The sequence below is a fragment of the Hyphobacterium sp. genome (genome assembly GCF_965217055.1).
Lineage (GTDB): Bacteria > Pseudomonadota > Alphaproteobacteria > Caulobacterales > Maricaulaceae > Hyphobacterium.
In genome coordinates this window covers 1,445,086-1,469,515 of the sequence record NZ_OZ244227.1, presented here as the reverse complement: position 1 = coordinate 1,469,515, position 24,430 = coordinate 1,445,086, and the positions used below count along the sequence as shown (strand labels likewise).

Here is a 24,430-nt window from a genome sequence, read left to right as displayed (position 1 = left end):
TCAGGTCGTTTCGCGTTCCGCGAATTTGTGCCGCCCGGTCGCAGCCTTCGGCCCGATTGTCATGATGATGAAGAGCAGAATCCCGGCCGGGACGGTCCAGGCAGCCGTGATCAGGAAGAAGTTCACATAACCGACGGCATCGGCGAGCACGCCGGAAAACCCCGACAGAAATTTCGCCACGAAAGCGTAGAACGAACTGATCAGCGCGTACTGCGTTGCGGCATTCGCCGGATCCACGAGGCTCGACAGATAGGCAATGAAGGCCGTCGTGACGAACCCGCCGGCAAGATTGTCGCCGACGATGGCTACCGTCAGCCGTCCGATGCTTTCTGAATCGGCCGTTGCGGCCAACCAGGCATATGCACCATTGGTGATCAGCGTGATGACGAGGCCGATCACCAGCGCCTTCATGAGTCCGAATCGAAACACCGCAATGCCGCCGACGAACAGCCCGATCATTGTCGCGGCCAGGCCCGGTCCGCTCTGGATGCCGCCGACAATGGCGCGATCGAACCCGATGTCCGCGTAGAGCGGGCTGGCCATGACGCCCATTGTGAAATCTGAAAGCCGGTAGATCATCACCAAGAGGATGACGGGCACCAGCCAACCGCCCAGTCTTTCGAGGAACTGCTTCAGGGGTTCCCAGACCGCGCTCACGACTTTCATCGCGAACGATCCCTCGAGGCTGCGTTTGGCGACGCCGGCAGCCGGCTCTTTCATGAAAAAGACGAGCCCCGCCGAAATGGCCATGGCGCCGGCCATGGCAAGGAACGAGACCGACCAGTCGGCCCATTGCGAAATCGCCAGCCCCAGACCGGACGTCATGTACGCAAGTCGGTAACCCAGGGAGTAGGCGGCCGCCATGTTCGCCTGCATCCGGTTTGGTGCGGATTCGATCCGCCAGGCGTCGATCGCGACATCGAGCGTTGCGCCGGAATAGGAGAGCAACAGCGCGCCGATGGCCACGGGCACAAGGCCCTGCGTGGGATCGGTCTGCGAAATGATGGCAAGTCCGATCACGGTTCCCGATATTGCCGTCACGATCCAGGACCGTCGCGCGCCAAGCCGGCTATGCAGCATCGGAATCTTGACCCGATCGACGATGGGGGCCCACAGGAATTTGAATGTGTAGGAAAGCGTGACCCAGTAGAAGAAGCCGATTGTCGATCGCTCGATACCGGCATCACGCAACCAGAAAGACAGCTTCTGGAACACCATGTAGAGCGGCAAGCCGGATGCGAATCCGAGGATCAGCATCGACAGCATGACAGGCGTGAAATAGACGAGAACCGTCTCGCGCCAGCTTCGGGATTCGTCCGCTGGCAAGCTCGCATCCGTCATCGCCTTGGCTCCGCTCTAACCGGACACGACCCTGAAACGGTTTTGCGCCTTCGACAAGCTCAGCAATGTGCCGGTAAGGGTCTCCGGATCGACCGGCTTGGTCAGGAATGCGTTCATGCCGGCCTCCAGACAGGCGCGCCGGTCAGCATCGGACGTGTTCGCGGTCAGCGCGATCAGCGGCAGGTTTGATCCATGCGCGCGCAAGGATCTCGCCACTTCCGGCCCGTCCATCTCCGGCATGCGAAGGTCGATCAACGCGGCATCCAGGCCGCCCATGAGCAGCCGGTCGAGTGCTTCGCGGCCATCGCGCGCGCGCTCCGGCTGGGCACCGAGGCGCTGCAGCGTGCGTTCGGCGATCAGCCCGTTCACCGGATCATCTTCGGCGACCAGAATGCGCAACCCGGCGAGCGGCCAACCTCCGCCTTCAAGCCGGTTGGAATCGCCCGCCCGCCCGGGCAGGTCGCGGCCGATAAAACGCTCCAGGCTTTGGCGCCGCACCGGCAGGACCAGCCAGCCGTCTGCGCCAGCTGGAGGATTGTCGCGGATGCTGTCTTTCTCGGCAGCCTCCGCCAGGATCAGGGCACGCTTGGCACCGCTGCCTTGCGCGCGGTCGGCCCATTTTGCATCGAGCAGCAGCGTCATGCCTTTGGCGGCACCCAACCGCTCCGGGTTGGCCAGCGTCCGGGCCTGGCCGCCAAGCGCCAGCACCTGTGCCGACAGCGTATTCCGAATCACCGATGACGGTGAGGCAATCATCACGCTTTCTCCGGCCAGCGGCCGGTCAGTCCGCGCGCCCTTGCGGATAGGCAGTGGCAGCACGGCCCAGAAGGATGCCCCGTCGCCCGGCGTGCTTTGCAGGCCGATCTCGCCATTCATCGCTTCGACCAGCTTCTTGACCATTGACAGGCCGAGTCCGGCACCGCTTTCGGCGAGCTGTGCCTTGCCGCTGCCGCGTTCGAAATGATCGAAGACTTTAGACTGGTCCGCGGGATCGATTCCCGGGCCGGTATCACGCACGGTGATGATCAACCGCGCATGGCCGTCGCTGTCGTGATCGCCGGACAGTTCGACCCAGCATCCGCCGCTTTGCGTGAATTTCACGGCATTGCCGAGCAGGTTGAACAGGATCTGTCGCACCCGGCCGATATCGGCCACGACTTCTTCCGGCGCACTTTCACGCACCACGCTGGCGATGGTCAGACCTTTTTCTGCAGCCTTGGGCGCCAGCAGTTCGACCGCGTGCCGCACAATGTCGGCCGGCTGCACCGGTTCCGGCCGCAAGTCGAAATGGCCGGCTTCCAGACGCGACAGGTCAAGAATTTCGTCAATCAGCTGCAGACCGTGCATGGCACTGTCCGCGACCGCCCGCACATATTCCTTCTGATCGGGCTGAAGCGCAGTCGCGGCCAACAGGTCGGCCACGCCTTTCACGCCTGCCAGCGGCGTCCGCAATTCATGCGTCACCGAGGCGAAGAAGCGTGTACGGGCATCTTCGGCCTGGCGCCGCTCCTCGACCGCGTCGCGCTGGTCGGTGACGTCGCGGCCGATCGAGATCGAACCGCCGCTTTCGACCGGCCGTTCATCCCATTCGACCCAGCGGTTGCCGGCCCTCGTGCGCATCAGCGATTCGAACCGGCGCGCGCCTTTTTCAATCGGCGCCGCCGGAGCGACAGCAAACCAGCGGCCGATCCAGTCCGAACGCTTTCCGCCGAAGGCTGAAAGGAAGGCATGATTGACAAACCGCACGCGGCCATCATCGGCGCGCAGCATGGCCATTTCGCCTGCAGCATCCAGCGCAGCGAGTGCGGCGTCGGCTTCCGCCGTCGATTTGAGGTCGGCATTTCCGTCTTGCATGGCAGCAGTTTAGCGGGAAACCGGTTAAGGAAGCGCTTCCCTAGCCGCCGGTCGTAGCCGCAATGCGACCGGGAGTCGGGGTGCCGGCTCCCGGCGCCGGACGACGCAGGGAAAGGGCTTCAGCGACATGGACACGGCGGACGCCGTCTGTGCCGTCGAGATCGCAGATTGTCCGCGCCGTTCGCAGCACCCGGTGATACCCGCGTGCGGTCAATCCCATCATCTCGGCAGCCTGGTTGATCAATTGCTGTCCGCCTCGGTCGGGCTCCGCGACATGATCCAGCAGGTCGGCTGTCAGCCGCGCATTCAGCCGTCCACGCTCGGACTGGGCTTCGCGCGCCCTGGCGACCCGCGCGGCCGCCTCGGCCGTACCCTCCGCAGGCGGAGGCAAGGCGAGGTCGGCCGGCGTGACCGGGGGGACAGTCACATGCAGGTCAATCCGGTCCATCAGCGGCCCCGATACGCGCGCCTGGTAATCGCTGGCGCAACGCGGGCCGCGCTTGCACGCTTCGCCATTCGCGCCGGCCCAGCCGCAACGGCATGGATTCATGGCCGCGATCAGCTGGAAATGCGCCGGATAGGCGATATGCGCATTGGCTCGCGCCACCACGATCTCGCCGGTTTCCAGTGGTTGACGCAGGCTGTCGAGCACTTGTGGATGGAATTCCGGCAACTCGTCGAGAAACAGCACGCCGTGGTGCGCGAGCGACGCCTCGCCCGGCATTGCCCGCTGACCACCACCCACCATCGCCGCCATCGAGGCGGAGTGATGTGGCGCCCTGAATGGCCGTGAACGGGTGAGGCGGCCGCGTTCCAGAAGTCCGGCCACCGACTGGATCATCGAAACATCGAGCAACTCCTCTGCCGAAAGTGGCGGCAGCAGGCCCGGAAGCCGCTGTGCCATCATCGATTTCCCGGAGCCGGGCGGACCGGTCATCAACAGGTTATGGCCACCGGCGGCGGCAATCTCGAGCGCCCGCTTGGCGCTCTCCTGCCCCTTCACATCCCTGAGATCGAGATCGGGCCGAGCGTCGACAAGGTCGCCAGGCACCGGCCGCGACAGCATCTGACGTCCCTTGAAGTGATTGACCAGCTGGATCAGCGATCCGGCCGCGAGAATCGCCAGTTCGCCGCCAGCCCAGGCGGCCTCGGGACCACAGACTTCGGGGCAGATGAAACCGAGATCGAGCCGGTTCGCCGCCATCGCCGCCGGCAGCGCGCCGGGCGTCGCGTTGATGGAACCATCCAGACCCAGCTCGCCCATCGCCAGATGGTCAGCGGCGGCATCGGGCGGAATCACGTCCATCGCCGCCATCAGCGCCAAGGCGATGGGAAGGTCGAAATGGGCACCTTCCTTCGGCCGGTCGGCGGGTGCCAGATTGACAATGACCCGTCCGGGCGGCAGCGACAGGCCGATGGCTGCAAAGGCCGCGCGGACCCGTTCCCGGCTTTCCGCGACCGCCTTGTCGGCCAGGCCGACGATCATGAAAGCCGGCTGCCCTCCCGTGAACTGGACCTCGACATCGACCCGGCGGGCCTCCGCACCCTCGAAGGCAATGGTGGTCGTGCCAGCCCCCATTTTCCGCTCCGTCGCTACCCGCGGGGTATTATCGATAACCCGTTGGGAAACCGCCAGTTTTCCACAATCGGTGAAAAGCATCAGGTCAAAACAGGAACATTATAAGAACAAAAAGCGGCTTCGTGTCAAGGTTGTGCCCGAGATGAGCTTGTGTGCTGCTCGACCGCGTCCCAGAAAAGAGCCGCCGCGTCCACGCCGGAAAAGCGTTTCAGCTCCTGCACGCCGGTTGGCGAGGTGACGTTGATCTCGGTCAGCCGGTCGCCGATCACATCAATGCCGACAAAGACCAGGCCGCGCGCCTTCAGCACCGGGCCTATCACCGCGCAGATCCGACGATCGGTTTCGTTGAGCTCGGCGCCTTCGGCACGTCCACCAACATGCATGTTGGACCGTGTTTCGCCCGGCTGCGGCACCCGGTTGATCACGCCGACAGGCTCGCCGTCGATCAGGATGACCCGGCGGTCTCCGGCGCTGACATTCGGCAGAAAGGCCTGGGCGATGATCGGTTCGCGATTGAGGCCAAAAAACATTTCCACGATCGAGGAGAAATTGCCGTCATCCGGCTTCACTCGGAACACGCCGGCACCGCCATTGCCGTAGAGCGGCTTCAGGATGATATCCTTGTGCATCGACCGGAATGCCTTGATGGCGGCCAGATCGCGCGAAACCAGCGTCGGCGGAATGAGTTCGGGGAAATCGAACGGCAGAATCTTCTCCGGGCTCGACCGCACCCATTTCGGGTCGTTGAGCACGAGCGTCGTCCCCTTCAGGTATTCGAGGACATGACAGGCGGTGATGTAGGACATGTCGAAAGGCGGGTCCTGGCGCATCAGGACGACATCCACATCGGCGGCCAGATCAAGCATTTCCGGCGCGCCTTCGATCGCAGGTTTGTCCTTCACCCGCTGCACCGTAACCGGTCGCGCCCGCGCCGTGATCATGCCCATTTCCCAGGACAGGTGATGCGGCTGATAAGTCCACACCCTGTGCCCTCTTTCCTGCGCGGCTTCGATAAACGCGAAACTGGTGTCGCCATTGATATCGACGGAGGAAATGGGATCCATCTGGACCGCGATACGAAGCGTCATGAAATATCCCGTCTAATCGATCGGTGTAACCGGTGCGCTACGCAAATCCTGCGGCGCATCCAGTGATGGCAGCGCGTCGCCGGACGGCATGGCTTCGCCGCCGCACGCTGCCGCCTGGCGGGCGCCGCGCGCCACAGGCGCACCTTCCTCGCCAACAACCCGCACCAGCGCAACGACTTCGGTTACGCCATCGACCAGTGACGCGTGCTGGGCAGCGCGTTCCAGCTCGCCGCGCGTTCGGGCAATGCCAAGAAGAAACACGCGGCCATTCTCGGCCTCGATATTGAAGTTGACACTGCGAACGGATCGGTCGCGCAGCAACCGTCCGCGAATCTGCTGGGTGATCCACGCATCGCGAGCTCCGTCCCGCAACGTCGTCGCATTGGACACCGCAATCTCGTTTTCCACGGCCCGAACCGCCAGCGCGGACCATGCCAGGCATTCCGCTTGCCGCCGGTCCTCGTCGCGCGGCACCGTGCCGGTCAACAATGCCAGGCCGTCCGTGACTTCGACATCGACCCCATCGAGCGCATAGCCTTCGGCCCGTGTCATCGCGGCCTTGATCGACAGGGACGCATTAGTGTCATCGAGATCGCGACCGATCGAGCGTTCCGGCTGGATCGCCGCGCAGGCCGTCAGGCCAAGCGCCAGAAGGACGGACAGGACGGGAAACTTCATGTGTTTTGACTCCGCAGGAGGCTGCCCCCCTCGCAACCTATCTGCCCAAATGATTCCGTTCAATTAAAGTCCATGGCCTGACCTCCTTCGGGCCAGAAAAATTGCCGCGCATGATGCGGTAGCCGCCAGGGCCGAATGATTATCAGGTCGTAGCGAATGGCGAGACCGGCCAGGTCAGGGCGCCGACCGGCATAGCTCGACGCCCCGCGCATGATCCGCTTTTGCTGTTGCGGTGAAATTGCCTGCAGGCCGGCGTCGATTGTCGCGCGCGCCTTGACTTCGACAATCGCCAGCACGCCGCCCTTGCGGGCCACAAGGTCCAGCTCCCCGGCGCCGGTCTTGGCGCGCCGCGCAAGGATTCGATAGCCCTTCAGGGCCAGCCACAGCGCGGCCACCCGCTCCGCCTGCCGGCCCCGGTTTTCGGCCGCCCGGCGCTGGCGGGTCATGGTTTGTCGCCATCCTTGAGCGCTTGCGCCCGAGCATAGAGATCGCGCTTGGTCAGGCTGGTTCGCTGCGCCACCGCAATGGCTGCGCCTTTCACGCCGAGTTCGGGTATCAGGCGCGCCAGCTCGCGGTCGACATCCAGATCATCGGCCACGATACCGTTTCCGGGTGCCACTAGCAGGGTGATCTCGCCTTTCGGGGCGCCGTTCTCCGCATAGAATCGCGCCAACTCAGCCGCCGGGCCGCGGCGGAATTCCTCGAACTTCTTCGTCAGTTCGCGGGCGACCACGGTCTCACGATCTCCCAGCATGTCGGAGATATCGGTCAGGCAGGCGGCGATCCGCGGCCCGGTTTCATAGAATATCAGCGTGCCCGGAATGGCGGCCAGCTCCTGCAAACGGTTGCGCCTGGCACCCGATTTGGACGGAAGGAACCCGGCAAAATGAAAGGCATCGCTCGGCAGGCCCGATGCCGCCAGCGCGGTCAGCAGGGCCGAAGCGCCCGGCAGGGCGCGGACCGGGTGACCCGCTTCGACCGCCGCCCGGACCAGCTTGTATCCCGGATCGGATATCAGCGGCGTGCCGGCATCGGAGATCAGCACGATGCGCTCGCCTGCCTCCAGCGCTGCGAGAATGCCCGGGCGTATCCGGGCACCATTGTGATCGTGATAGGCCAGCAATTTCGGGGTTAGTCCGTACGCCGCCAGCAGTTTGCCAGCGACCCGCGTGTCCTCGGCATAGACCCGATCGGCGCCGGCGAGCGCATCCAGCGCCCGTAACGTGATGTCGCGCAGATTGCCGATGGGTGTCGAAACGATATTGAGCCCCGGCTCCGGTGGTTGCGGCGCGGGCGCTCGGCGGCTAGCTTCGCCGGAGTTATGTGAAAGCGGATCGGACATGATTCTTCCTGCATCTTTGCGCTTCTGGCGGAACTTACCAAGACCGGTGCTGGTTTCGCTCGTTTCCACTGTCGGTGCGCTATCCGTCACAGCCTGCGCGACGACATCGGCGCCACCGCCGCCACCACCGCCGCCACCACCGCCCGTCGAAATCGAGATTCCGGAACAACCGCCGGAAACCGAAACGCCGCCGGCTGAGCGGCGCGACGGCGTGACGCCGCGCCATCTCGAAGGCCGCGAACTGACCCGGGCCGCGCTGCTCCTGCCCTTCGGGCATTCCAATTCGGCTGCCCGGAGCGAGGCCGCCAATCTGTTGCGTGCTGCCCAGCTCGCGCTTTTCGAGCATGGGCCGGAAACACTGGTTTTGATACCGAAGGATACCGGCGGGACGGCAGAGGGCGCACGCGAAGCGACCCAGGCCGCGATCGACGATGGCGCCGATATCATTCTCGGCCCCCTGTTCGGAACCGCGGCCGCAGCCGCGGGAAGCGTCGCGAGCCGCTACGATATTCCGGTATTGGCATTTTCCACCGATACCAGCATCGCCGGTAACGGCGTCTACCTGTTGAGCCTGCCGCCCGAGCAGGAAGTGGCGCGCATTGTCGAATACATGTCGCTGCTCGGCGTCGAACGCTTTGCCTTCATCGGGCCCGGCGGCAATTATGGATCGACGGTGCGCAATGCCTTGCAGCAATCTGCCGAGCGCAATGGCGCCTATCTGGCGGCAGAGGAAACCTATGTCGGCGGCGTGGAGGCCATGACATCAGCCGCCCGGCGTCTCGCCGATCTCGGTTTCACGAGCCTGCAGGCGGAAGAGGCCATGACGTTCCGGTCGCGCGAATGGCAGCCCTCACCGGATGCCCCCTTCCAGGCCGTGTTGTTGCCCGAGGGCGGCACCCGTCTGCGCACGCTGGGACCACTGCTCCCCTATCACGAGATCGATCCGCTGATTATCCGATTCCTCGGAACCGGGCTCTGGAATGATGAGGAGACGCGGCGCGAGCCCGTCCTGCATGGCGGCTGGTTTGCCGGCCCCGATGATGAGGCCCATACAGCCTTTGTCGCCCAGTACGAGGCGGCCTTCGGCGAGGAGCCGTCGCGCATTGCCAGCCACGCCTATGATGCGGTTCTGTTGTCGATTTTCCTCGCCAATGAAGGCGGCGTCAGCCGCGACTTGCTGGAAGATCCAGAAGGGTTTTACGGCGCCGATGGATTGTTCCGGTTCCGCGCCGATGGCCAGATCGAACGTGGACTGGCGGTTTATGAAGTGCGCCGGGACGAATTCCGCGTCATCGATCCGGCGCCGCGTCAATTCGATCCGGCAATTTTCTAGCGCTACGGGCAGAGCGCCGCTGCGATCCCGTCGGCATAAAGACGACCCGCCGGCGTCAGGGCCAGACGGTGCTGGCGTTTTGCGAGCAAGCCCTGTTGCTGGAAGCGCTCGGCTTCACCCCTGTTTGGTGCCAGGCAGGTAGCGGCCAGCAAGGCGTTTGCATCCAGTCCCTCGGCGACGCGCAGCCCCATCAGAATGCGTTCGCGGGCCTCGTCGATCGCCGAAAGCGTCTCGCTGTCCGATCCGGTCCCGGTATCGGCAACCCGTTGGCAATAGTCATCGGGCCGCAGGGCGGTCGAACTGGCAATGCGGCCATCCGCCCGGAACGCCCCGATCCGTCCGTGTGCCCCGGGACCGATGCCGATCCAGTCGCCGCCTTCCCAATAGAGACGGTTATGTCGGGATTCATGACCCGCCCGCGCATGATTGGAAATCTCGTAGCCCGAAAGCCCGGCCGCTTCGCACAGCGATTCCGTGATGTTGTAGAGCTGCGCCGCCAGATCGTCTTCGGGGGGAACGAGCTCGCCCCTTTCCACCCGCCGTTCGAACGCCGTACCGGGCTCGATCGTCAGTTGATAGGTCGACAGGTGATCAGGCCGCAATTCCAGCACTTCGGAAAGTTCCCGCTCCCAGCCTGCGGCGGTCTGCCCGTCGCGGGCATAGATCAGGTCGAGTGAAACCGAACCGAAATGCTGCCGCGCCAGATCAAAGGATCGTCGCGCCGACACGGCATCGTGATCCCGCCCCAGTGCGGCGAGCGCGACATCCTGGAAGCTCTGCACGCCAAGTGACAGCCGATTGATGCCGGCCGCGGCGAAACCGCCGAAGCGATGGGCATCATTTGGATTGGCTTCAAGCGCGATCTCGGCGCCGGGCGCAAATCCGAACCGGTCTGCGGCCCGCGCAATCAGAAGCGCAATTTGCGGTCCGTCCAGCAATGACGGCGTCCCGCCGCCGAAATGCAGCGAAACCAGCTGCCATTTTCCGATCCGGTCGGCCCAATGGTCGAGGTCGGCAAGCAGCGCTTCGAACAGCGCGTCATCAACGCCGCGCGCCTTGTAGACGTTGAAATCGCAATACGGACAGATCCGTGCGCAATAGGGCCAGTGAACGTAGAGGCCGAGCGGAGCGTCAATCATCGGGAAACTCTCCGGCCATCAGCTTGGCCAATGCCCGGGCGCGGTGACTCAATCCGGCCTTCTCTGCCCGGCTCATCTCCGCGAAAACGCGCCCTTCTCCTTCCGGCCGGAAGATCGGATCATAGCCGAACCCACCATCTCCGCGGGGCGGCCAGACAATCTCGCCTTCGACCCGTCCCTCATAGAGGCGGTGCGTTCCGTCGGGAAAGACCAGCGCCAGCACACAGACAAAGGCGGCCGACCGGTCTTCATCGTGCGACGCAGCGAGCGCGTCATTCACCTTGTTCATCGCGGCATGGAAATCGCGCGGTTCACCGGCCCAGCGGGCAGAATGGATGCCGGGGCGGCCGCCGAGTGCGGTAACGCAGAGGCCGGAATCATCCGCCAGCGCAGGAAGACCGGTCGCCCGGCATGCCGCCCGCGCCTTGAGCAGTGCATTGCCCGCGAAACTGTCCGCGGTCTCGTCCGGCTCGGGCAGAGAAAAATCTGCAGCTGAACGCAGCACGATTCCGCGGGCAGCCAGCAACTCGCCTATCTCTCTGATTTTGCCTTGGTTATGGGACGCCAGGACCCATTTATTCGCTTCTGACACGAGTGGATTCACCCTTATTTTTTATCGCCTTTCGAAAAATTCATATCGAAAAACGATATTTTTCGCTTGCATCGCCTGTTTTTTATGTTTATCGATAAATCCACGGACGGCGAAATGATCGTCCGGGCAACAAAACATAGCATTCTGGTCGATTGAAACGATACACAGGAGAGATGGAAATGGTCAGGTCCGATAATAGTGCAGTGCGGTTCTTTGCAGCAGCTGCAATCAATGCGTTCCTCATCATCGCGGTTGGTTCCGGCATTGTTGCCGCGCTGACCTCGACGGTCGCATGATGACACACGGATCCCGGCGGTAGCGAGAGGCGCCGCCGGGGACCGAACAAGGGGCAAGGGGAATAATGGAGGCAATCAAACCGGGACCGATGATCGGGGGGCTGAGATGGCTGCTCGATATAGTCTGGTACCTCTTGTGGGCCGTTCTGACCGTGAGCGCGGTCGGTTTTCTCGGTGCCACACTGGTCTTTGGCTTCCAGTTGTTCGGCTGGATCCCGGAATCAGCCGCCAGCTCGCTGCGCAGCGTCGTCGATCTCGTCGTTCTGCTGCCCTTGGCGGTGGCGGAGATCCTTGCCCTGATGGTGATCATTCACCGGCTGCGGCTGATCGTTCGGACACTGATGGCGGGCGATCCGTTTGTTCCCGAGAATGCGGGGCATCTCCGGGTCATAGCGGCGGCCATAGCGGTCTATCAGACCGTCCGTTACGCCGCGCAGGGACTGGTCGCGATATCGCTGGCCTTCTTCGACTACCGGATCGGCGACGTGGAATTGTCCCGGTTCGATCTCAATCTCGGCTCATGGTTCGCCGTGGCCGCTCTCCTGGTCCTGTCCCAGGTGCTCCGTGAAGGGGCCCGGATGCGCCAGGAACAGAAACTGACGATTTAGGGAGGCGCGCTACATGCCAATTCGCGTCACCCTCGACAGGATGCTCCTCGAGCGCCGCATGTCCCTGACGGAACTGTGCGACCGGGTCGGCATCACCATGGCCAACCTGTCCATCCTCAAGACGGGCAAGGCCAAGGCAGTAAGGTTTTCGACGCTGGAAGCGTTGTGCGAGGTGCTGGACTGTCAGCCCGGCGACCTTCTCAGCTTCGACGATGAGGACGATGGTGACGGCGACAACGCCTGAACCGCATCAAGGACACCCCCGGACGGGTCCCCGGCCGGTAGGTGAAGAAGCAGCGGGAGCGGGCCTGATTGGCATATACGCCCCTTCCCAAGAGCGCCGATCGGGCCGTTTCCAGCCCCCCAGCGCGCTCCCGCTGCTTCTTTTTTCTTTATAATACGGATTTCTGGATTTCGCCTAGCTCCACCACGCCCTTGCGAGCCAGCGCGAACAGCTCGGCGAAGTCGCTTTCGGCCATGGGCTTGTCCTCGGCGGTCGCCTGGATCTCAACGATTCCGCCATCAACAGTGAGGACGAAATTCGCATCGGTTTCCGCGACCCGGTCTTCCTCGTACTCGAGATCGAGCCGCGCACTGCCATCCACCATGCCGCAGGAAACCGCTGCCAACTGCCCGTAGACAGGGTCCTTTTCCAGCAGACCTTCCTCGATGAGCCAGTTGATCGCCCGCTTCAAGGCGACCCAGGCACCGGTAATCGCCGCAGTACGCGTACCGCCATCGGCCTGGATGACATCACAGTCGACCGTGATCTGCCGTTCACCCAGCGCTTTCAGGTCCACCACGGCGCGCAACGAGCGACCGATCAGGCGCTGGATTTCCTGGGTCCGGCCCGATTGCTTTCCGGCTGCGGCTTCACGCCGACCGCGCGTGTGGGTGGCCCGCGGCAGCATGCCGTATTCGGCCGTTACCCAGCCCTTGCCGCTATTGCGCATCCAGGGCGGAACATTCTCTTCCACACTGGCCGTGCACAAGACATGTGTATTGCCGAACCGGACAAGACAGGAGCCCTCTGCGTAAGGCGAAACGCCGGTTTCGATGCTGACATCGCGAAGCGCGTCGAGGGCGCGGCCATAAGGTCTCATTCTGCAATCTCCAATCGGTCTGTGGCCGCTCGTCTAGACGCGCACCTTTCCGGCGTAAACTGTTTCCAGCGGCACACCGCAATTGAACCCGTTTCAGCCTTGTCCTACTTGAGAGACGCCATGACACAGGAAAACCGGTCCACGCCGAGCCTGACAGATCTCGACGAGCGGTCGCGATTGATCTTTCGTGAGATCGTCGAGGCCTACCTCGATACCGGCGATCCTGTTGGCTCGCGCACTCTGTCGCGTCGCGAGGGCCTTGACCTGTCGCCAGCCTCGATCCGCAATACCATGTCGGATCTCGCCGCGATCGGCCTGCTGACGGCGCCCCACCAGAGCGCCGGGCGACTGCCGACTCATGCCGGATTGCGCCTGTTCGTCGACGGGCTATTGCAAGTCGGAGAGCCGGCAGCAGAAGATCGCGATGCGATTGAATCGCGGGTTGCCGGCGGTCAGCGCAATGTTCGCGACGTGCTCGCGGAAGCTTCCTCCATGCTGGCCGGACTGGCCGGAGGCGCAGGCCTGGTCACATCGCCGTCTCGCGAGATGGCGCTCAAACATGTCGAATTCGTTCCGGTTTCGGCGCGCGAGACGCTGGCCATTCTGGTCGGCTCCGACGGTTCGGTGGAAAACCGGATGATGATCGCGCCGGAAGGTCTTCCGTCTTCAGCCCTCGCGGAGGCCGGCAACTATCTGTCTGCGCGGTTGAAGGGCCGCACGCTGAAGGAGGCCGCCGACGAGATCCGTGCCGAGCTGGCAGACCGCAAGGCTGCTCTTGACGAGGCTGCGCAATCGCTTGTCGAGCAAGGATTGGCCGACTGGTCCGGCGGCACGGAGCGGGCCCTGATCGTTCGCGGTCAGGCCAAATTGCTGGACAATCTGCAGGCAGCCGAGGATTTCGAGCGCGTGCGCCTCCTGTTCGACGAGCTTGAACGCAAGGAAGGATTGATATCCCTGCTCGACAAGGCGCGCGACGCAGACGGGGTGCGCCTGTTTATCGGAGCGGAGAACCCGCTCTTCTCCTTGTCGGGTTCAAGTATGATCGTGGCTCCCTATATGGACTCCGAACGCCGCATAATCGGCGCGCTGGGTGTGATCGGCCCGACCCGGCTGAATTATGCGCGGGTCATTCCCATGGTCGATTACACCGCGCGCGTCGTGGGCAAACTGATGGACAAATCCCGCAACTAGACGGGCAGAGGACGGAAAATGGCTGAAGACAAGCACGCACAGGATAACGACGATCAACCGATCGAGGACCGGATCGAGGAAATCGAGGCAGCCGAGAAGGCGGCAATGGAAGCTGCCGAGGCCGATGCCGACAATTCACCCTCTCCGGAAGACGCCGTTCGCGCCTTGCAGGCCGAACTCGAGGACACGCGCGAGAAGCTGATGCGCACCGCTGCCGAGATCCAGAATACCCGCCGGCGCGCAGAGCGCGACGTCAGGGATGCGCGCGAATACGCCATTTCGCGATTTGCCGGCGATGTTCTGAACGTCGCGGACAATCTGTCGCGCGCGCTTCAGGCTGCCCAGGCCGAAGTGCTCGAAGGCCCGGCCAAGACACTTGTCGACGGCGTGGCGCTGACCGAAAAGACATTATTGTCGACGCTTGAACGTCATGGTGTGAAAAAGATCGACCCCGAACCGGGCGAGGCGTTCGACCCCAACCGTCACCAGGCCACCACCCAGATACCGTCCGAACACCCGGCAGGTCGCGTCGCCGCCAGCTTCGCGCCCGGCTATGTTATTGGCGAGCGCACATTGCGGGCCGCCATGGTCGCGGTGTCGGCCGGTGCGGCGAAAGACGAAGCGCCCGACTCCGGCACCGGCGAGTCGGAACCTGGCTCCGGTATCGACGTCAAGGCCTGATCGCTCATCAGGATTGATCTTGCAGCGCAATTGGCGTCCTCTCTCGCCAAGACACGGGAGGATTTGCCATGCTTCACGGCCTGCTTGCCGCCACATCGGTCACGGGCTTCGACCCGGCCGCCGCGACCGAAGCCTATATCGCCACCATGGATGCGGCTGCGCGGTCTCGTTCCGACGCCTATTTCGAGGGCGGCTACTGGCTGATCCTGGTGAATCTCGTCGCTGGTCTGATTGTCGCCTTTCTGCTTTTGCAGACCGGATTCGCGAAGGGCTTGCGGGACCGCATCAGGGGCGTTGTGAAATCAACTTCGCTGACTGTCGCGATTTACGCGGCCATCTATACCGTCGTGACCACGCTGCTCTTGTTCCCGCTGACGATCTGGCAGGGGTATTTCCGTGAACACGCCTACGGCTTGTCGACCATGACGATGGGCGGATGGATGAGCGAACAATTGATCGGTCTTGTCACCGGGATGGTCATGGCGGCGATCTTCCTGACCCTGTTCTACCTCGTCCTGCGGATCGCAAAGCGGACCTGGTGGATCTGGGGGGCGGCCGTTTCCGTGGTCCTGCTGGCCGTCACGATATTCGTGTCGCCCGTCTATATCGACCCGCTCTTCAACGAATACACACCCATGGAAGAAAGCGTATTGCGCGACGACATTCTCGCGCTCGCACAAGCCAATGGCATCCCGGCCGACAATGTCTATGTCTTCGATGTCTCGCGTCAGTCGAACCGCATCACGGCCAACGTCAATGGCCTGTTCGGCACGACGCGCATCGCCTTGTCAGACACGCTGATCGAGAATACCGATCCCGACGAGGTGCTCGCCGTAATGGGCCATGAGATGGGTCATTACGCGCTCAATCATTTGTGGGAGATGTTCACCGTATTCGCGATATTGCTCGCGATCGGCTTTGCGTTCACGGATGCGTTGTTTCGCACGCTCAACGACCGCTTCGGCGGGCGCTGGGGCGTATCGGGCATTTCCGATATCGCCGGCCTGCCTTTGCTGGCCGCCTGTCTCTCCGTGTTTTTCTTCCTGATGACACCGGTCGCCAACACCATCATCCGCACCAATGAGGCCGAAGCCGACCTGTTCGGCCTGAACGCGGCGCGCGCCCCGGACGGGTTTGCCACCGCCGCCTTGCGGCTCGCGGCTTATCGCAAGATCGATCCCGGCCCGCTCGAGGAATTCGTCTTCTTCGATCATCCGTCAGGACGCGCCCGCGTTGCCATGTCGATGCAATGGAAGGCGGGTCAGCTGGCATGGGGTGCCACGGACCAGACGTCGGAGCTGCGTCTCGACCGGGCCGAACAGATCATGCGTGACCTCGCAGCACAATCGGCCGCAAACTGACCGCGCTCACATGACGGTCGAGAACCAGCTGTTCTGGCTCCGGCTGATGCATACCGTGATCTTCGCGGTTTGCATGGTGGCGCTTCTGGTGATGATCGTCTTCGCGCTGACAGGCGGGTGGCGCACAGCCGCTCTCTGGTCGCTCATCGCGCCCGTCACCATCCTGGCCGGCCTGTGGCTCAATAGTGGACGCTGCGTGCTTCAAACTCGCGCCCGCAAACTGACGGGCATATCGGAAGGCTGGGCCCGCGACATCTTTTTCCTCCCCGAAAGCTGGGCGACGCGAGTGGTTCGGTTATTCGTGCTGCCCTTCACGCTCGCCGTGACCGGGACGCTCCTCCGCTTCGCCTTGGCGTGAACGGGGCCGGTCCGGAACTGGCGGCGATGTCAGCCGCCGTGACTGCTATTGTTCTTCTCTCCACCGCTCGCCTCTGCCATGGTTCCGGAAGCCATCAGACCCCGGGAGAAACCGCATGCTGCCAATATGGGCCATGGAAGTGCTGAGCATACTTACCCAGCTCTTCATCCTGGCGGTCGGGTTCATCGTCCTGGTCGTCATCGTCATTTATATCCGTGACATCAGTCAGACCCGCGATGCGGTCCGCCGCAATTATCCGGTTGTCGGCCGCTTCCGCGGCCTGTTCACGACACTCGGTGAGTTTTTCCGTCAGTATTTTTTCGCCCTCGACCGCGAGGAATTGCCCTTCAACAGGGCAGAGCGTGACTGGGTTTACCGGTCATCTCGGGGACATGGCGGCACGATCAGCTTTGGCTCCACCAAGCCCTTGACCCCGGTCGGTACAGCGATCTTCGTCAACTGCCCCTACCCTGTTCTGGAAGATGATATCGCGCCGACCGAACCCCTGCGCATCGGACCGCATGCGCGGCAGCCTTATGACGCACCCTCCTTTTTCAATATTTCGGCGATGAGCTATGGCTCGCTGTCGAAACCTGCCGTGCAGGCGCTGTCGCGCGGTGCCGGCAGGGCCGGGATCTGGATGAATACCGGCGAGGGCGGCCTGTCCGAATGGCATCTGGAGGGCGATTGCGACATCGTTTTCCAGATCGGCACGGCGAAATACGGCGTCCGGGACGAGGACGGCAAGCTGTCCGACGACAAGCTGAAAGACGTGGCAGCCCGGCCGCAGGTCAAGATGTTCGAGTTGAAGCTCTCGCAGGGCGCCAAGCCGGGCAAGGGCGGCATTCTGCCCGCCAGCAAGGTCAACCGGGAGATCGCGGAAATTCGCGGCATTCCCGAGGGCCAGGCCTCGCACTCGCCCAACCGGCACCCGGAGATCGCCGGCAATGACGACCTGCTCGACATGATTGCCCGGATCAGGGACGTCACCGGCAAGCCGGTCGGCATCAAATTCGTCGTCGGCGCCTATGGCTGGATCGAGGAATTGTGCACGGACATCAAGGCGCGCGGCGTGGAAAGCGCGCCCGACTTCATGACCATCGACAGCGGCGATGGCGGCACCGGCGCCGCGCCCATGGCGTTGATGGACAATGTCGGGCTGCCGATCCGTGAAAGCCTGCCCATGGTAGCCGCCATTCTGCGCCGGCAAGGTCTCAAGGACCGGATCCGCATCATCGCCTCCGGCAAGCTGCTTCTGCCGTCATCGGCGGCCTGGGCGCTCGCCGCCGGGGCAGATTTCGTGCAGTGCGGCCGTGGCTTCATGTTTGCGCTGGGCTGCATCCAGTCGCTGAAATGCCACAAGAATACCTGCCCGACTGGCGTTACCACCCACAAGCGATCGCTGCAGCGCGGCCTGGTTCCTCGCGACAAGGCGGAAAAGGTCGCCGCCTATGCCGACACGCTTCGCCGGCATGTCGAGATCATCGCTCATTCTTGCGGCGTGCGCGAACCGCGCAAGCTCCAACCGATGCATGTCCGCCTGGTCCAGGCAGATGGCCGTTCGGTGTCCATGGACGATCTCGACTTCGTGCCGCCTGGCAGGGTCGAGGACGAGCCGCGCTTTCCTGTTCAGCCCTGACCCCGTGAAAGCGCCAGGGTCGCCCGCCGGACGATTGAATAGGTTAATATTCCCGTATAGATTGTCTCCCGGTGGGGAGAAAACCTATGATCAAATGTCTATGGGTCGCGGCCCTCGCGCTGGCCGCAAGCGGTTGCGGGACAATGGTACAATCTGCGCGCCTCTGCCCGGACGGTCCGCCGGAAATCAATTGCCGAGGCGCAGGAAACGCGCACACGAGCTTCCAACATCGAAGCTACATGCTCTACGGATTGCCGGTCACGCGAATTGAGGTCGATCTCGCCCAGGCCAAGAGCGATCAGCGCTGGACGTTGAACGCGACGGCCGAAACGGTACCGGACCTTGATCCGCGTAACTGGTTTCACCTCACCTATGACACCCATCTCCTGACGGCCGACAATTTCACGCTGACGGTTGCTAACGGCCTTCTCGGCTCCGCAAATGCCCAATCGGAACCCAGGACGGTCGAGATACTGACCCAACTCGGTAATCTCGGGCAGGCTTTGGGGGTGGCCGGAAACGCGCTCGCATCAAATCCGGACAGTTTTGCCGAAGAGACCCCGCCAACTATCGCATTCGACTATGCATTGCGGAGCAGTCAGGCCGCCTGCTTGCTGGAATCGGAATCACGCACCTCGTGCGAGCCTTTCGAGATCGGTGACCTGATGCTTGAAACCACGCAGCAATGCATGGAGGCACTGCGCCGGTCGGAAAGCCGAACCGAAGGGCTGGAATGTTATGGCCAGGCTTCGGAGACCATCCGCCGACGGGTCGGAAGTATTCAGCTTGCGCTTGTGCGTGAATCCGTCGCCGCTACCGGCACCGTGCCTGTTCGCCAGTCCATTTCCAGGTTTTACAGTCCGGCCACCCTGCGAAACCGGCACTCCACCTATTTTCGTATGGCCGCGCCAGATCGCTTCAGCGTGAGGTTAACCTGCCGCCCGGTTTCCGATTCGCCCGATCAGGTATTGCTGAATGCGTTCGCAAGGGAGATCGCGCTGGCCTGTCCCGAGGATCCATATGTTTTCGAACGCATACTACGGACAGAGCTGGCGCTGAACATTCCCGACATCCGGCTCGACACCATTGTCGTGGGGGCGCCGGGTCACGCCATGTCGGCAGACATGTTCAGAAGCGCCCTGTCGAACGACACGACGAATCTGACCTTCAACAATGGTGTCCTGACCTCGGTCACGGTCGACCGCGACCCGGTCAGCCTCGGCGGCCTGCTCGTCGCGATCGGAGCCGCTTCACTCTTCTCTGGCGACTAGCCCGGCACTGTCACGCGTCGCAGTGTCAGATTGATGCGCCCGCCCTGCGGCACCCGCGTCGAGGTTCCGGGATGGATGCGGTCGACCCCGTGATAGCAGCGCCGCGCCTCGCCACCGAGTACGACGACATCGCCGGAGGCAAGAACAAGCGAATGCGTCTTGCCCTTGCGCGTCGGGCCGCCGATGCGGAATCGCGCCTTGTCGCCCAGTGAAACCGATACGACCGCCGCATCCGTCGCCGCCTCGTCCCAGTCGACATGCAGCCCCAGGCGCGATTGCGCGTCGTAATAATTGACCAGGCAGGCCTCGAACGGCGCCGGGTAGTCAGCCACATCCGCCCACAATTGCGTCAGCAGGTCCGGCGGCTCCGGCCAGGTCGCGCCGGTTTCCGGGTGCACGCGCTCATAGCGATAGCCCTTCTCCTTGTCAGTGATCCAGCCAAGCGGTCCGAAATTGGTCATGGTGACGCTCATCGGCTGGCCGGTGCGGGGCATTGCGGGCCGGTAGAAGGGCGCGTTTTCGGTCGCTTCGATCACCGCCTGCACAAGCGCATCTTGTTGCGCCCGGTCAAAATAACCGGGGAGAAAACGGAATCCGTCTGGCAGACTCATGGCCAAGGAAATAGCTGCGACAGCCTCCGGCGTCACTTTTTCCCTGCACAAGCGCCTGAATTGATTCTTCGTAAACCCTTGCGGGGCATGGCTGGCCTCCCTATCTCGGGCATCGAGCCGGGTTACCGGCAAAAGCAACAGATGAAGCAGGCGACAAGGCCTGGACCCAAGGGGGGTTTTCATCACGCCGGACAGCGCTTCGGGCTGGCTGGCCACTCGGGAAAACCCTGCCCAATAAAAGAACGGAGACGAAGACGTCATGAGCAAGGTGATTGGTATTGACCTCGGAACCACGAATTCGTGTGTCGCGGTCATGGACGGCGGCAACGCCAAGGTTATCGAGAATGCTGAGGGCATGCGCACCACGCCCTCAGTTGTCGCGTTCACCGAGGATGGCGAACGCCTGATCGGTCAGCCGGCCAAGCGCCAGGCGGTGACCAACCCGGAACAGACCTTTTTTGCAATCAAGCGCCTGATCGGCCGCAACATGTCCGACCCGATGGTCAAGAAGGACGCCGACATGGTGCCCTACAAGATCGTGCCGTCGGAAAACAACGACGCATGGGTGCAGGGCCGCGACAAGAAGTATTCGCCGTCCGAAATCTCCGCCTTCATCCTCCAGAAAATGAAGGAAACGGCGGAATCCTATCTCGGCGACAAGGTCGAGAAGGCCGTCATCACCGTTCCCGCATATTTCGATGACGCCCAGCGTCAGGCCACCAAGGATGCCGGCAAGATCGCCGGGCTTGAAGTCCTGCGCATCATCAACGAGCCGACCGCGGCGGCTCTCGCCTACGGTCTCGACAAGGGTGAAAACAAGACAATTGCCGTCTACGACCTCGGTGGTGGTACATTCGACGTCTCAATCCTCGAGATCGGTGACGGCGTGTTCGAGGTGAAGGCCACCAATGGTGACACCTTCCTCGGCGGTGAGGATTTCGACCTGCGGATTGTCGATTACCTCGCGGACGAGTTCAAGAAAGAGAGCTCGATCGATCTGCGCAAGGACAAGCTCGCGCTGCAACGCCTGAAGGAAGAGGCCGAGAAGGCAAAGAAGGAGCTGTCATCGGCTTCCTCCTACGAGGTCAATCTGCCTTTCATCACCGCCGATGCGTCTGGTCCGAAACACCTGACCATGAAGCTCTCGCGCGCCAAGCTTGAAGCGCTGGTCGAAGATCTCGTCAAGCGTACCATCGAGCCGTGCAAGAAGGCTCTGAAGGATGCCGGCATGTCGGCCTCCGACATTGACGATGTCGTGCTGGTCGGCGGCATGACCCGCATGCCGAAGGTGCAGGAAGCCGTAAAGGGCTTCTTTGGCAAGGAGCCGCACAAGGGTGTGAACCCGGATGAAGTCGTCGCCATGGGCGCCGCTATCCAGGCCGGCGTGCTGCAGGGCGATGTGAAGGATGTTCTGCTGCTCGACGTGACCCCGCTTTCGCTCGGCATCGAGACGCTGGGCGGCGTGTTCACCTCGCTGATCGAGCGCAACACGACGATCCCGACCAAGAAGTCGCAGACCTTCTCCACTGCAGAAGACAACCAGCAGGCCGTCACCATCAAGGTGTTCCAGGGTGAACGCCAGATGGCCTCCGACAACAAGCTGCTCGGCCAGTTCGACCTGATGGGGATACCGCCAGCACCGCGCGGCATGCCGCAGATCGAGGTCACTTTCGACATCGATGCCAATGGCATCGTCAATGTGTCCGCCAAGGACAAGGCGACTGGCAAGGAACAGCAGATCCGTATCCAGGCGTCGGGCGGTCTCTCGGACGATGATATTGACCAGATGGTCAAGGATGCCGAGGCCAATGCCGAGGCCGACAAGAAGCGCAAGGAACTGGTCGAGGCCCGTAACAATGCCGAGGCGCTCATTCACCAGACCGAGAAACAGCTGGAGGAATTCGGCGACAAGGTCGGCGAGGAAGAGAAGAACGCCATCACCACCGCTGCAGACGAGCTCAAGGCCGTCAAGGACGGTGAGGACGCGGCCGAGATCCAGGCCAAGACCCAGGCGCTCGTCCAGGCTGCCATGAAGCTCGGCGAGGCGATGTATGCGGCCCAGCAGGCCGAAGCGTCCGACGATGAGTCCGCTTCGGAACAGGATGAGGACGTGGTCGACGCGGAGTATTCCGAGGTCGATGGCGACGAGTCCGACGACGACAAGAAAGAAAGCGCTTAAGTCTTTCGAACATAAGGGACGGGGGCGCCCTCCGGCGCTCCCGTCAACCTGAGGTACATTCATGGCCAAGCGGGATTATTATGAAGTGCTGGGTGTTGACCGCTCGGTCGACGCCAAGGCGCTGAAGAGCGCCTATCGCAAGCTCGCCATGCAATACCATCCGGACCGCAATCCGGACGACAAGGAGGCCGAGGCCCGCTTCAAGGAAGTCGGCGAGGCCTATGCGGTCCTGTCTGATGCAGACAAGCGCGCCGCCTATGACCGCATGGGTCATGCCGCTTTCGAGGGCGGGATGGACGGCGGACAGGGTCCGTTTGGCGGCGGTGCCCAATCGGCAGATTTCGCCGACATTTTCGAACAGGTCTTCGGCGATGTGTTCAACGGCATGGGCGGGCGCCGCGGTGGCGGTCGCCGCGGCGGGCCGGCACGCGGCTCGGACCTGCGCTACGATCTCGAAATCTCGCTTCAGGACGCCTTTGCCGGCAAGGCCGAGACCCTCAAAGTCCCGACCAATCTGACCTGCGAACGCTGCGACGGTAATGGCGCCGAACCCGGCACTTCGCTGGACACATGTCCGCAATGCGCTGGGGCCGGTGTGGTGACCGCCGGCAATGGCATGTTCCGGATCCGCCAGACCTGCCCGCGCTGCGGCGGGCAGGGCAAAACCGTTTCCACGCCCTGCCGCGAGTGCGATGGGGTGGGCCAGGTACGAAAAGTGCGTACGCTCGATGTCGACATTCCGGCCGGTGTCGAGGATGGCATGCGCATCCGCCTCGCAGGAGAAGGCGAAGCCGGGGCCCGCGGAGGTCCGCGCGGCGATCTCTATATCTTTGTGTCGATTCGCCACGATGATCTGTTCGAGCGCGATGGACCCAACCTCTATTGCCGCGCGACCGTGCCGATGGTCACGGCAGCTCTGGGCGGATCGATCTGCTGCCCGGTGATCGATGGCGGCAAGGCCGAACTCAAGATCCCGTCCGGTTCGCAGACCGGGAAGCGGATGCGCCTCAAGGGCAAGGGCATGCCGCGCCTGCGCGGCGGTCCGCGCGGTGACATGATCGTCGAGCTCTACGTCGAAACCCCGCGCAATCTATCGGATCGTCAGAAGGAATTGTTGGAGGAGTTCTGCGAGATCTCCGGCGGCAATTGCAATCCGGAATCGGACGGCTTCATGGGCAAGGCGAAACGGTTCTGGGATGATTTGACCAGCGAGGACGGTCGCCCGAGCGTCTAGGCCGACGGGGCCGTAAGGTACCACAGCGCGGCTTTCTGAACATCCGCGGCGAAGGCCATTCGCGCAGCATCGTCTGCCTGCAATTCCGGCTGGAACAGCGCCGCATCGCGGCTCAGTCCGAGCACCAGCCGCAACATGAAATCCGCCGCGACCGGCGCAAAATGCGGCGGCTTGATGCGCAGCGCACTGATCGTCTGGGCCAGGTGTTCCTTGAACGAGTCGGGCGGCGCCGAGAGGTCGCCGGTCCGGCCGGCGATCCGGACAAGCAGGGTCCGGTTGGCAATGGCATGCGTCAGACACGCCTGCGCCAGTTCGCCAATCCATCTGTGCACGTCGCGATGCCGCCGCGCCTCGTCATTGGCTGCCGTAAGTGATTCGACCAGCGCTTCCATGCGGTCGGCATAAAGCGCATCCAGGGCGGCGGCCTTGTCGGAGAACCGGCCATAGAATGCGCCGACCGATGATTTTGCCCGTTTCGCAATATCGGCGACGGTCAGCTTGTCGATGGACTGGTCATCCAGCGCGCGTGCAAGGACCTTCAAGATCCGTTGCCGGGTCGCTCTGCTGCGAGCCTGCATGGCCGGCCGAACACCGGGGTCCCTTGATGTGTCCGTGTCGAGCGACGTCATGGGTGTTTCAAAATCTCTTCCGCAAAACAACAGATAATCAACACCTTGAAGCCTAGCTTATAATAGAATTGAATTCCAGTTCTTATACAAGCGGGACACGTGCGAGGGGAATTCTATAGTTTTTTCACACGGATGGGCAGAAAAATCGAACACTGCGGCCGGCCAATTTCGCGATCTTTCTTGTCCCGTCGCGCACCCGGCGATCCCTGCCAGTCCCGCGCGCGGAAAGCGGGCCTGTTCAGACTCTCCTTAGAAATCTGCCGGATAAAGTCGGAACGAATTAACCCTACCGGGTCCATATCTGGAACAACGCCTGGCAATCC

23 protein-coding genes are annotated in these 24,430 nt (G+C 62.7%); 11 read left to right on the top strand and 12 right to left on the bottom strand.

Annotated elements, in window-relative coordinates:
• From ACOOFN_RS07380 to rsmI, 7 genes are all read right to left on the bottom strand, one after another.
• A complete protein-coding gene (locus ACOOFN_RS07380; RefSeq protein ID WP_420430301.1) occupies positions 1–1,341 on the bottom strand; it encodes an AmpG family muropeptide MFS transporter in 1,341 nt (446 codons plus the stop codon).
• A gap of 15 nt (positions 1,342–1,356) precedes the next feature.
• Complete coding sequence (locus tag ACOOFN_RS07375; protein ID WP_420430299.1) at positions 1,357–3,195, bottom strand: ATP-binding protein; 1,839 nt, start codon at positions 3,193–3,195, stop codon at positions 1,357–1,359.
• 40 nt (positions 3,196–3,235) lie between these two features.
• Positions 3,236–4,774 (bottom strand): YifB family Mg chelatase-like AAA ATPase, encoded by a 1,539-nt coding sequence (locus tag ACOOFN_RS07370; RefSeq protein ID WP_420430297.1) that lies wholly within the window; start codon positions 4,772–4,774, stop codon positions 3,236–3,238.
• A gap of 125 nt (positions 4,775–4,899) precedes the next feature.
• A complete protein-coding gene (gene gshB, locus ACOOFN_RS07365; RefSeq protein WP_420430295.1) occupies positions 4,900–5,862 on the bottom strand; it encodes a glutathione synthase in 963 nt (320 codons plus the stop codon).
• 12 nt (positions 5,863–5,874) lie between these two features.
• A complete protein-coding gene (locus ACOOFN_RS07360; protein WP_420430293.1) occupies positions 5,875–6,540 on the bottom strand; it encodes a BON domain-containing protein in 666 nt (221 codons plus the stop codon).
• Between the two features lie 59 nt (positions 6,541–6,599).
• Positions 6,600–6,986 (bottom strand): YraN family protein, encoded by a 387-nt coding sequence (locus tag ACOOFN_RS07355; RefSeq protein WP_420430291.1) that lies wholly within the window; start codon positions 6,984–6,986, stop codon positions 6,600–6,602.
• A complete protein-coding gene (gene rsmI, locus ACOOFN_RS07350; RefSeq protein WP_420430289.1) occupies positions 6,983–7,882 on the bottom strand; it encodes a 16S rRNA (cytidine(1402)-2'-O)-methyltransferase in 900 nt (299 codons plus the stop codon). Before rsmI ends, ACOOFN_RS07355 begins: the two co-directional genes overlap by 4 nt.
• Positions 7,883–7,928: 46 nt before the next feature.
• Between rsmI and ACOOFN_RS07345 the strand changes: the two genes are divergently transcribed.
• Entirely contained in the window at positions 7,929–9,215 is a 1,287-nt protein-coding gene (locus tag ACOOFN_RS07345) for a penicillin-binding protein activator (protein WP_420430287.1), read from the top strand.
• Positions 9,216–9,217: 2 nt separating this feature from the next.
• On the opposite strand, the gene hemW is transcribed toward ACOOFN_RS07345, so the two are convergent.
• Together hemW and rdgB are read right to left on the bottom strand one after the other, a co-directional pair.
• Positions 9,218–10,354 carry a radical SAM family heme chaperone HemW gene (gene hemW, locus ACOOFN_RS07340; protein WP_420430285.1) on the bottom strand — a complete coding sequence of 379 codons (1,137 nt, stop codon included), beginning with the start codon at positions 10,352–10,354 and terminating at the stop codon, positions 9,218–9,220.
• Entirely contained in the window at positions 10,347–10,958 is a 612-nt protein-coding gene (rdgB, locus tag ACOOFN_RS07335; protein WP_420430283.1) for an RdgB/HAM1 family non-canonical purine NTP pyrophosphatase, read from the bottom strand. Before rdgB ends, hemW begins: the two co-directional genes overlap by 8 nt.
• A 349-nt stretch (positions 10,959–11,307) precedes the next feature.
• Between rdgB and ACOOFN_RS07330 the strand changes: the two genes are divergently transcribed.
• A complete protein-coding gene (locus tag ACOOFN_RS07330; RefSeq protein WP_420430281.1) occupies positions 11,308–11,850 on the top strand; it encodes a DUF2975 domain-containing protein in 543 nt (180 codons plus the stop codon).
• Between the two features lie 13 nt (positions 11,851–11,863).
• A complete protein-coding gene (locus ACOOFN_RS07325; protein ID WP_420430279.1) occupies positions 11,864–12,094 on the top strand; it encodes a helix-turn-helix domain-containing protein in 231 nt (76 codons plus the stop codon).
• 148 nt (positions 12,095–12,242) lie between these two features.
• Here the strand turns inward: ACOOFN_RS07325 and rph are convergent, their stop codons facing one another.
• Entirely contained in the window at positions 12,243–12,953 is a 711-nt protein-coding gene (rph, locus tag ACOOFN_RS07320; protein WP_420430277.1) for a ribonuclease PH, read from the bottom strand.
• A 120-nt stretch (positions 12,954–13,073) separates the two neighbouring features.
• On the opposite strand from rph, the gene hrcA reads away from it, so the two are divergent.
• The 6 genes from hrcA (at position 13,074) to ACOOFN_RS07290 (ending at position 19,454) form a co-directional block, all read left to right on the top strand.
• Entirely contained in the window at positions 13,074–14,144 is a 1,071-nt protein-coding gene (gene hrcA / locus ACOOFN_RS07315) for a heat-inducible transcriptional repressor HrcA (RefSeq protein WP_420430275.1), read from the top strand.
• Between the two features lie 18 nt (positions 14,145–14,162).
• Positions 14,163–14,825: a nucleotide exchange factor GrpE gene (grpE, locus tag ACOOFN_RS07310; protein WP_420430273.1), complete on the top strand. Its 663-nt coding sequence runs from the start codon at positions 14,163–14,165 to the stop codon at positions 14,823–14,825.
• A gap of 68 nt (positions 14,826–14,893) precedes the next feature.
• A complete protein-coding gene (locus tag ACOOFN_RS07305; protein ID WP_420430271.1) occupies positions 14,894–16,186 on the top strand; it encodes a M48 family metallopeptidase in 1,293 nt (430 codons plus the stop codon).
• 10 nt (positions 16,187–16,196) lie between these two features.
• Positions 16,197–16,544: a hypothetical protein gene (locus ACOOFN_RS07300; RefSeq protein ID WP_420430269.1), complete on the top strand. Its 348-nt coding sequence runs from the start codon at positions 16,197–16,199 to the stop codon at positions 16,542–16,544.
• Positions 16,545–16,659: 115 nt separating this feature from the next.
• Complete coding sequence (locus tag ACOOFN_RS07295; RefSeq protein ID WP_420430267.1) at positions 16,660–18,183, top strand: FMN-binding glutamate synthase family protein; 1,524 nt, start codon at positions 16,660–16,662, stop codon at positions 18,181–18,183.
• Positions 18,184–18,269: 86 nt separating this feature from the next.
• Positions 18,270–19,454, top strand: coding sequence for a hypothetical protein (locus tag ACOOFN_RS07290; protein WP_420430265.1), 1,185 nt, complete (start codon positions 18,270–18,272; stop codon positions 19,452–19,454).
• Here ACOOFN_RS07290 and ACOOFN_RS07285 read toward each other — a convergent pair.
• Positions 19,451–20,065, bottom strand: coding sequence for an alpha-ketoglutarate-dependent dioxygenase AlkB family protein (locus ACOOFN_RS07285; RefSeq protein WP_420430263.1), 615 nt, complete (start codon positions 20,063–20,065; stop codon positions 19,451–19,453). The two genes, ACOOFN_RS07290 and ACOOFN_RS07285, sit on opposite strands and share 4 nt — an antisense overlap.
• Positions 20,066–20,324: 259 nt before the next feature.
• Here ACOOFN_RS07285 and dnaK point away from each other — a divergent pair, with 259 nt between their 5' ends.
• A complete protein-coding gene (dnaK, locus tag ACOOFN_RS07280) occupies positions 20,325–22,244 on the top strand; it encodes a molecular chaperone DnaK (protein WP_420430261.1) in 1,920 nt (639 codons plus the stop codon).
• A 61-nt stretch (positions 22,245–22,305) separates the two neighbouring features.
• Complete coding sequence (dnaJ, locus tag ACOOFN_RS07275) at positions 22,306–23,478, top strand: molecular chaperone DnaJ (RefSeq protein ID WP_420430259.1); 1,173 nt, start codon at positions 22,306–22,308, stop codon at positions 23,476–23,478.
• Here dnaJ and ACOOFN_RS07270 read toward each other — a convergent pair.
• Entirely contained in the window at positions 23,475–24,020 is a 546-nt protein-coding gene (locus tag ACOOFN_RS07270; protein ID WP_420430257.1) for a TetR/AcrR family transcriptional regulator, read from the bottom strand. The genes dnaJ and ACOOFN_RS07270 overlap by 4 nt on opposite strands.
• Positions 24,021–24,430: the final 410 nt, after the last annotated feature.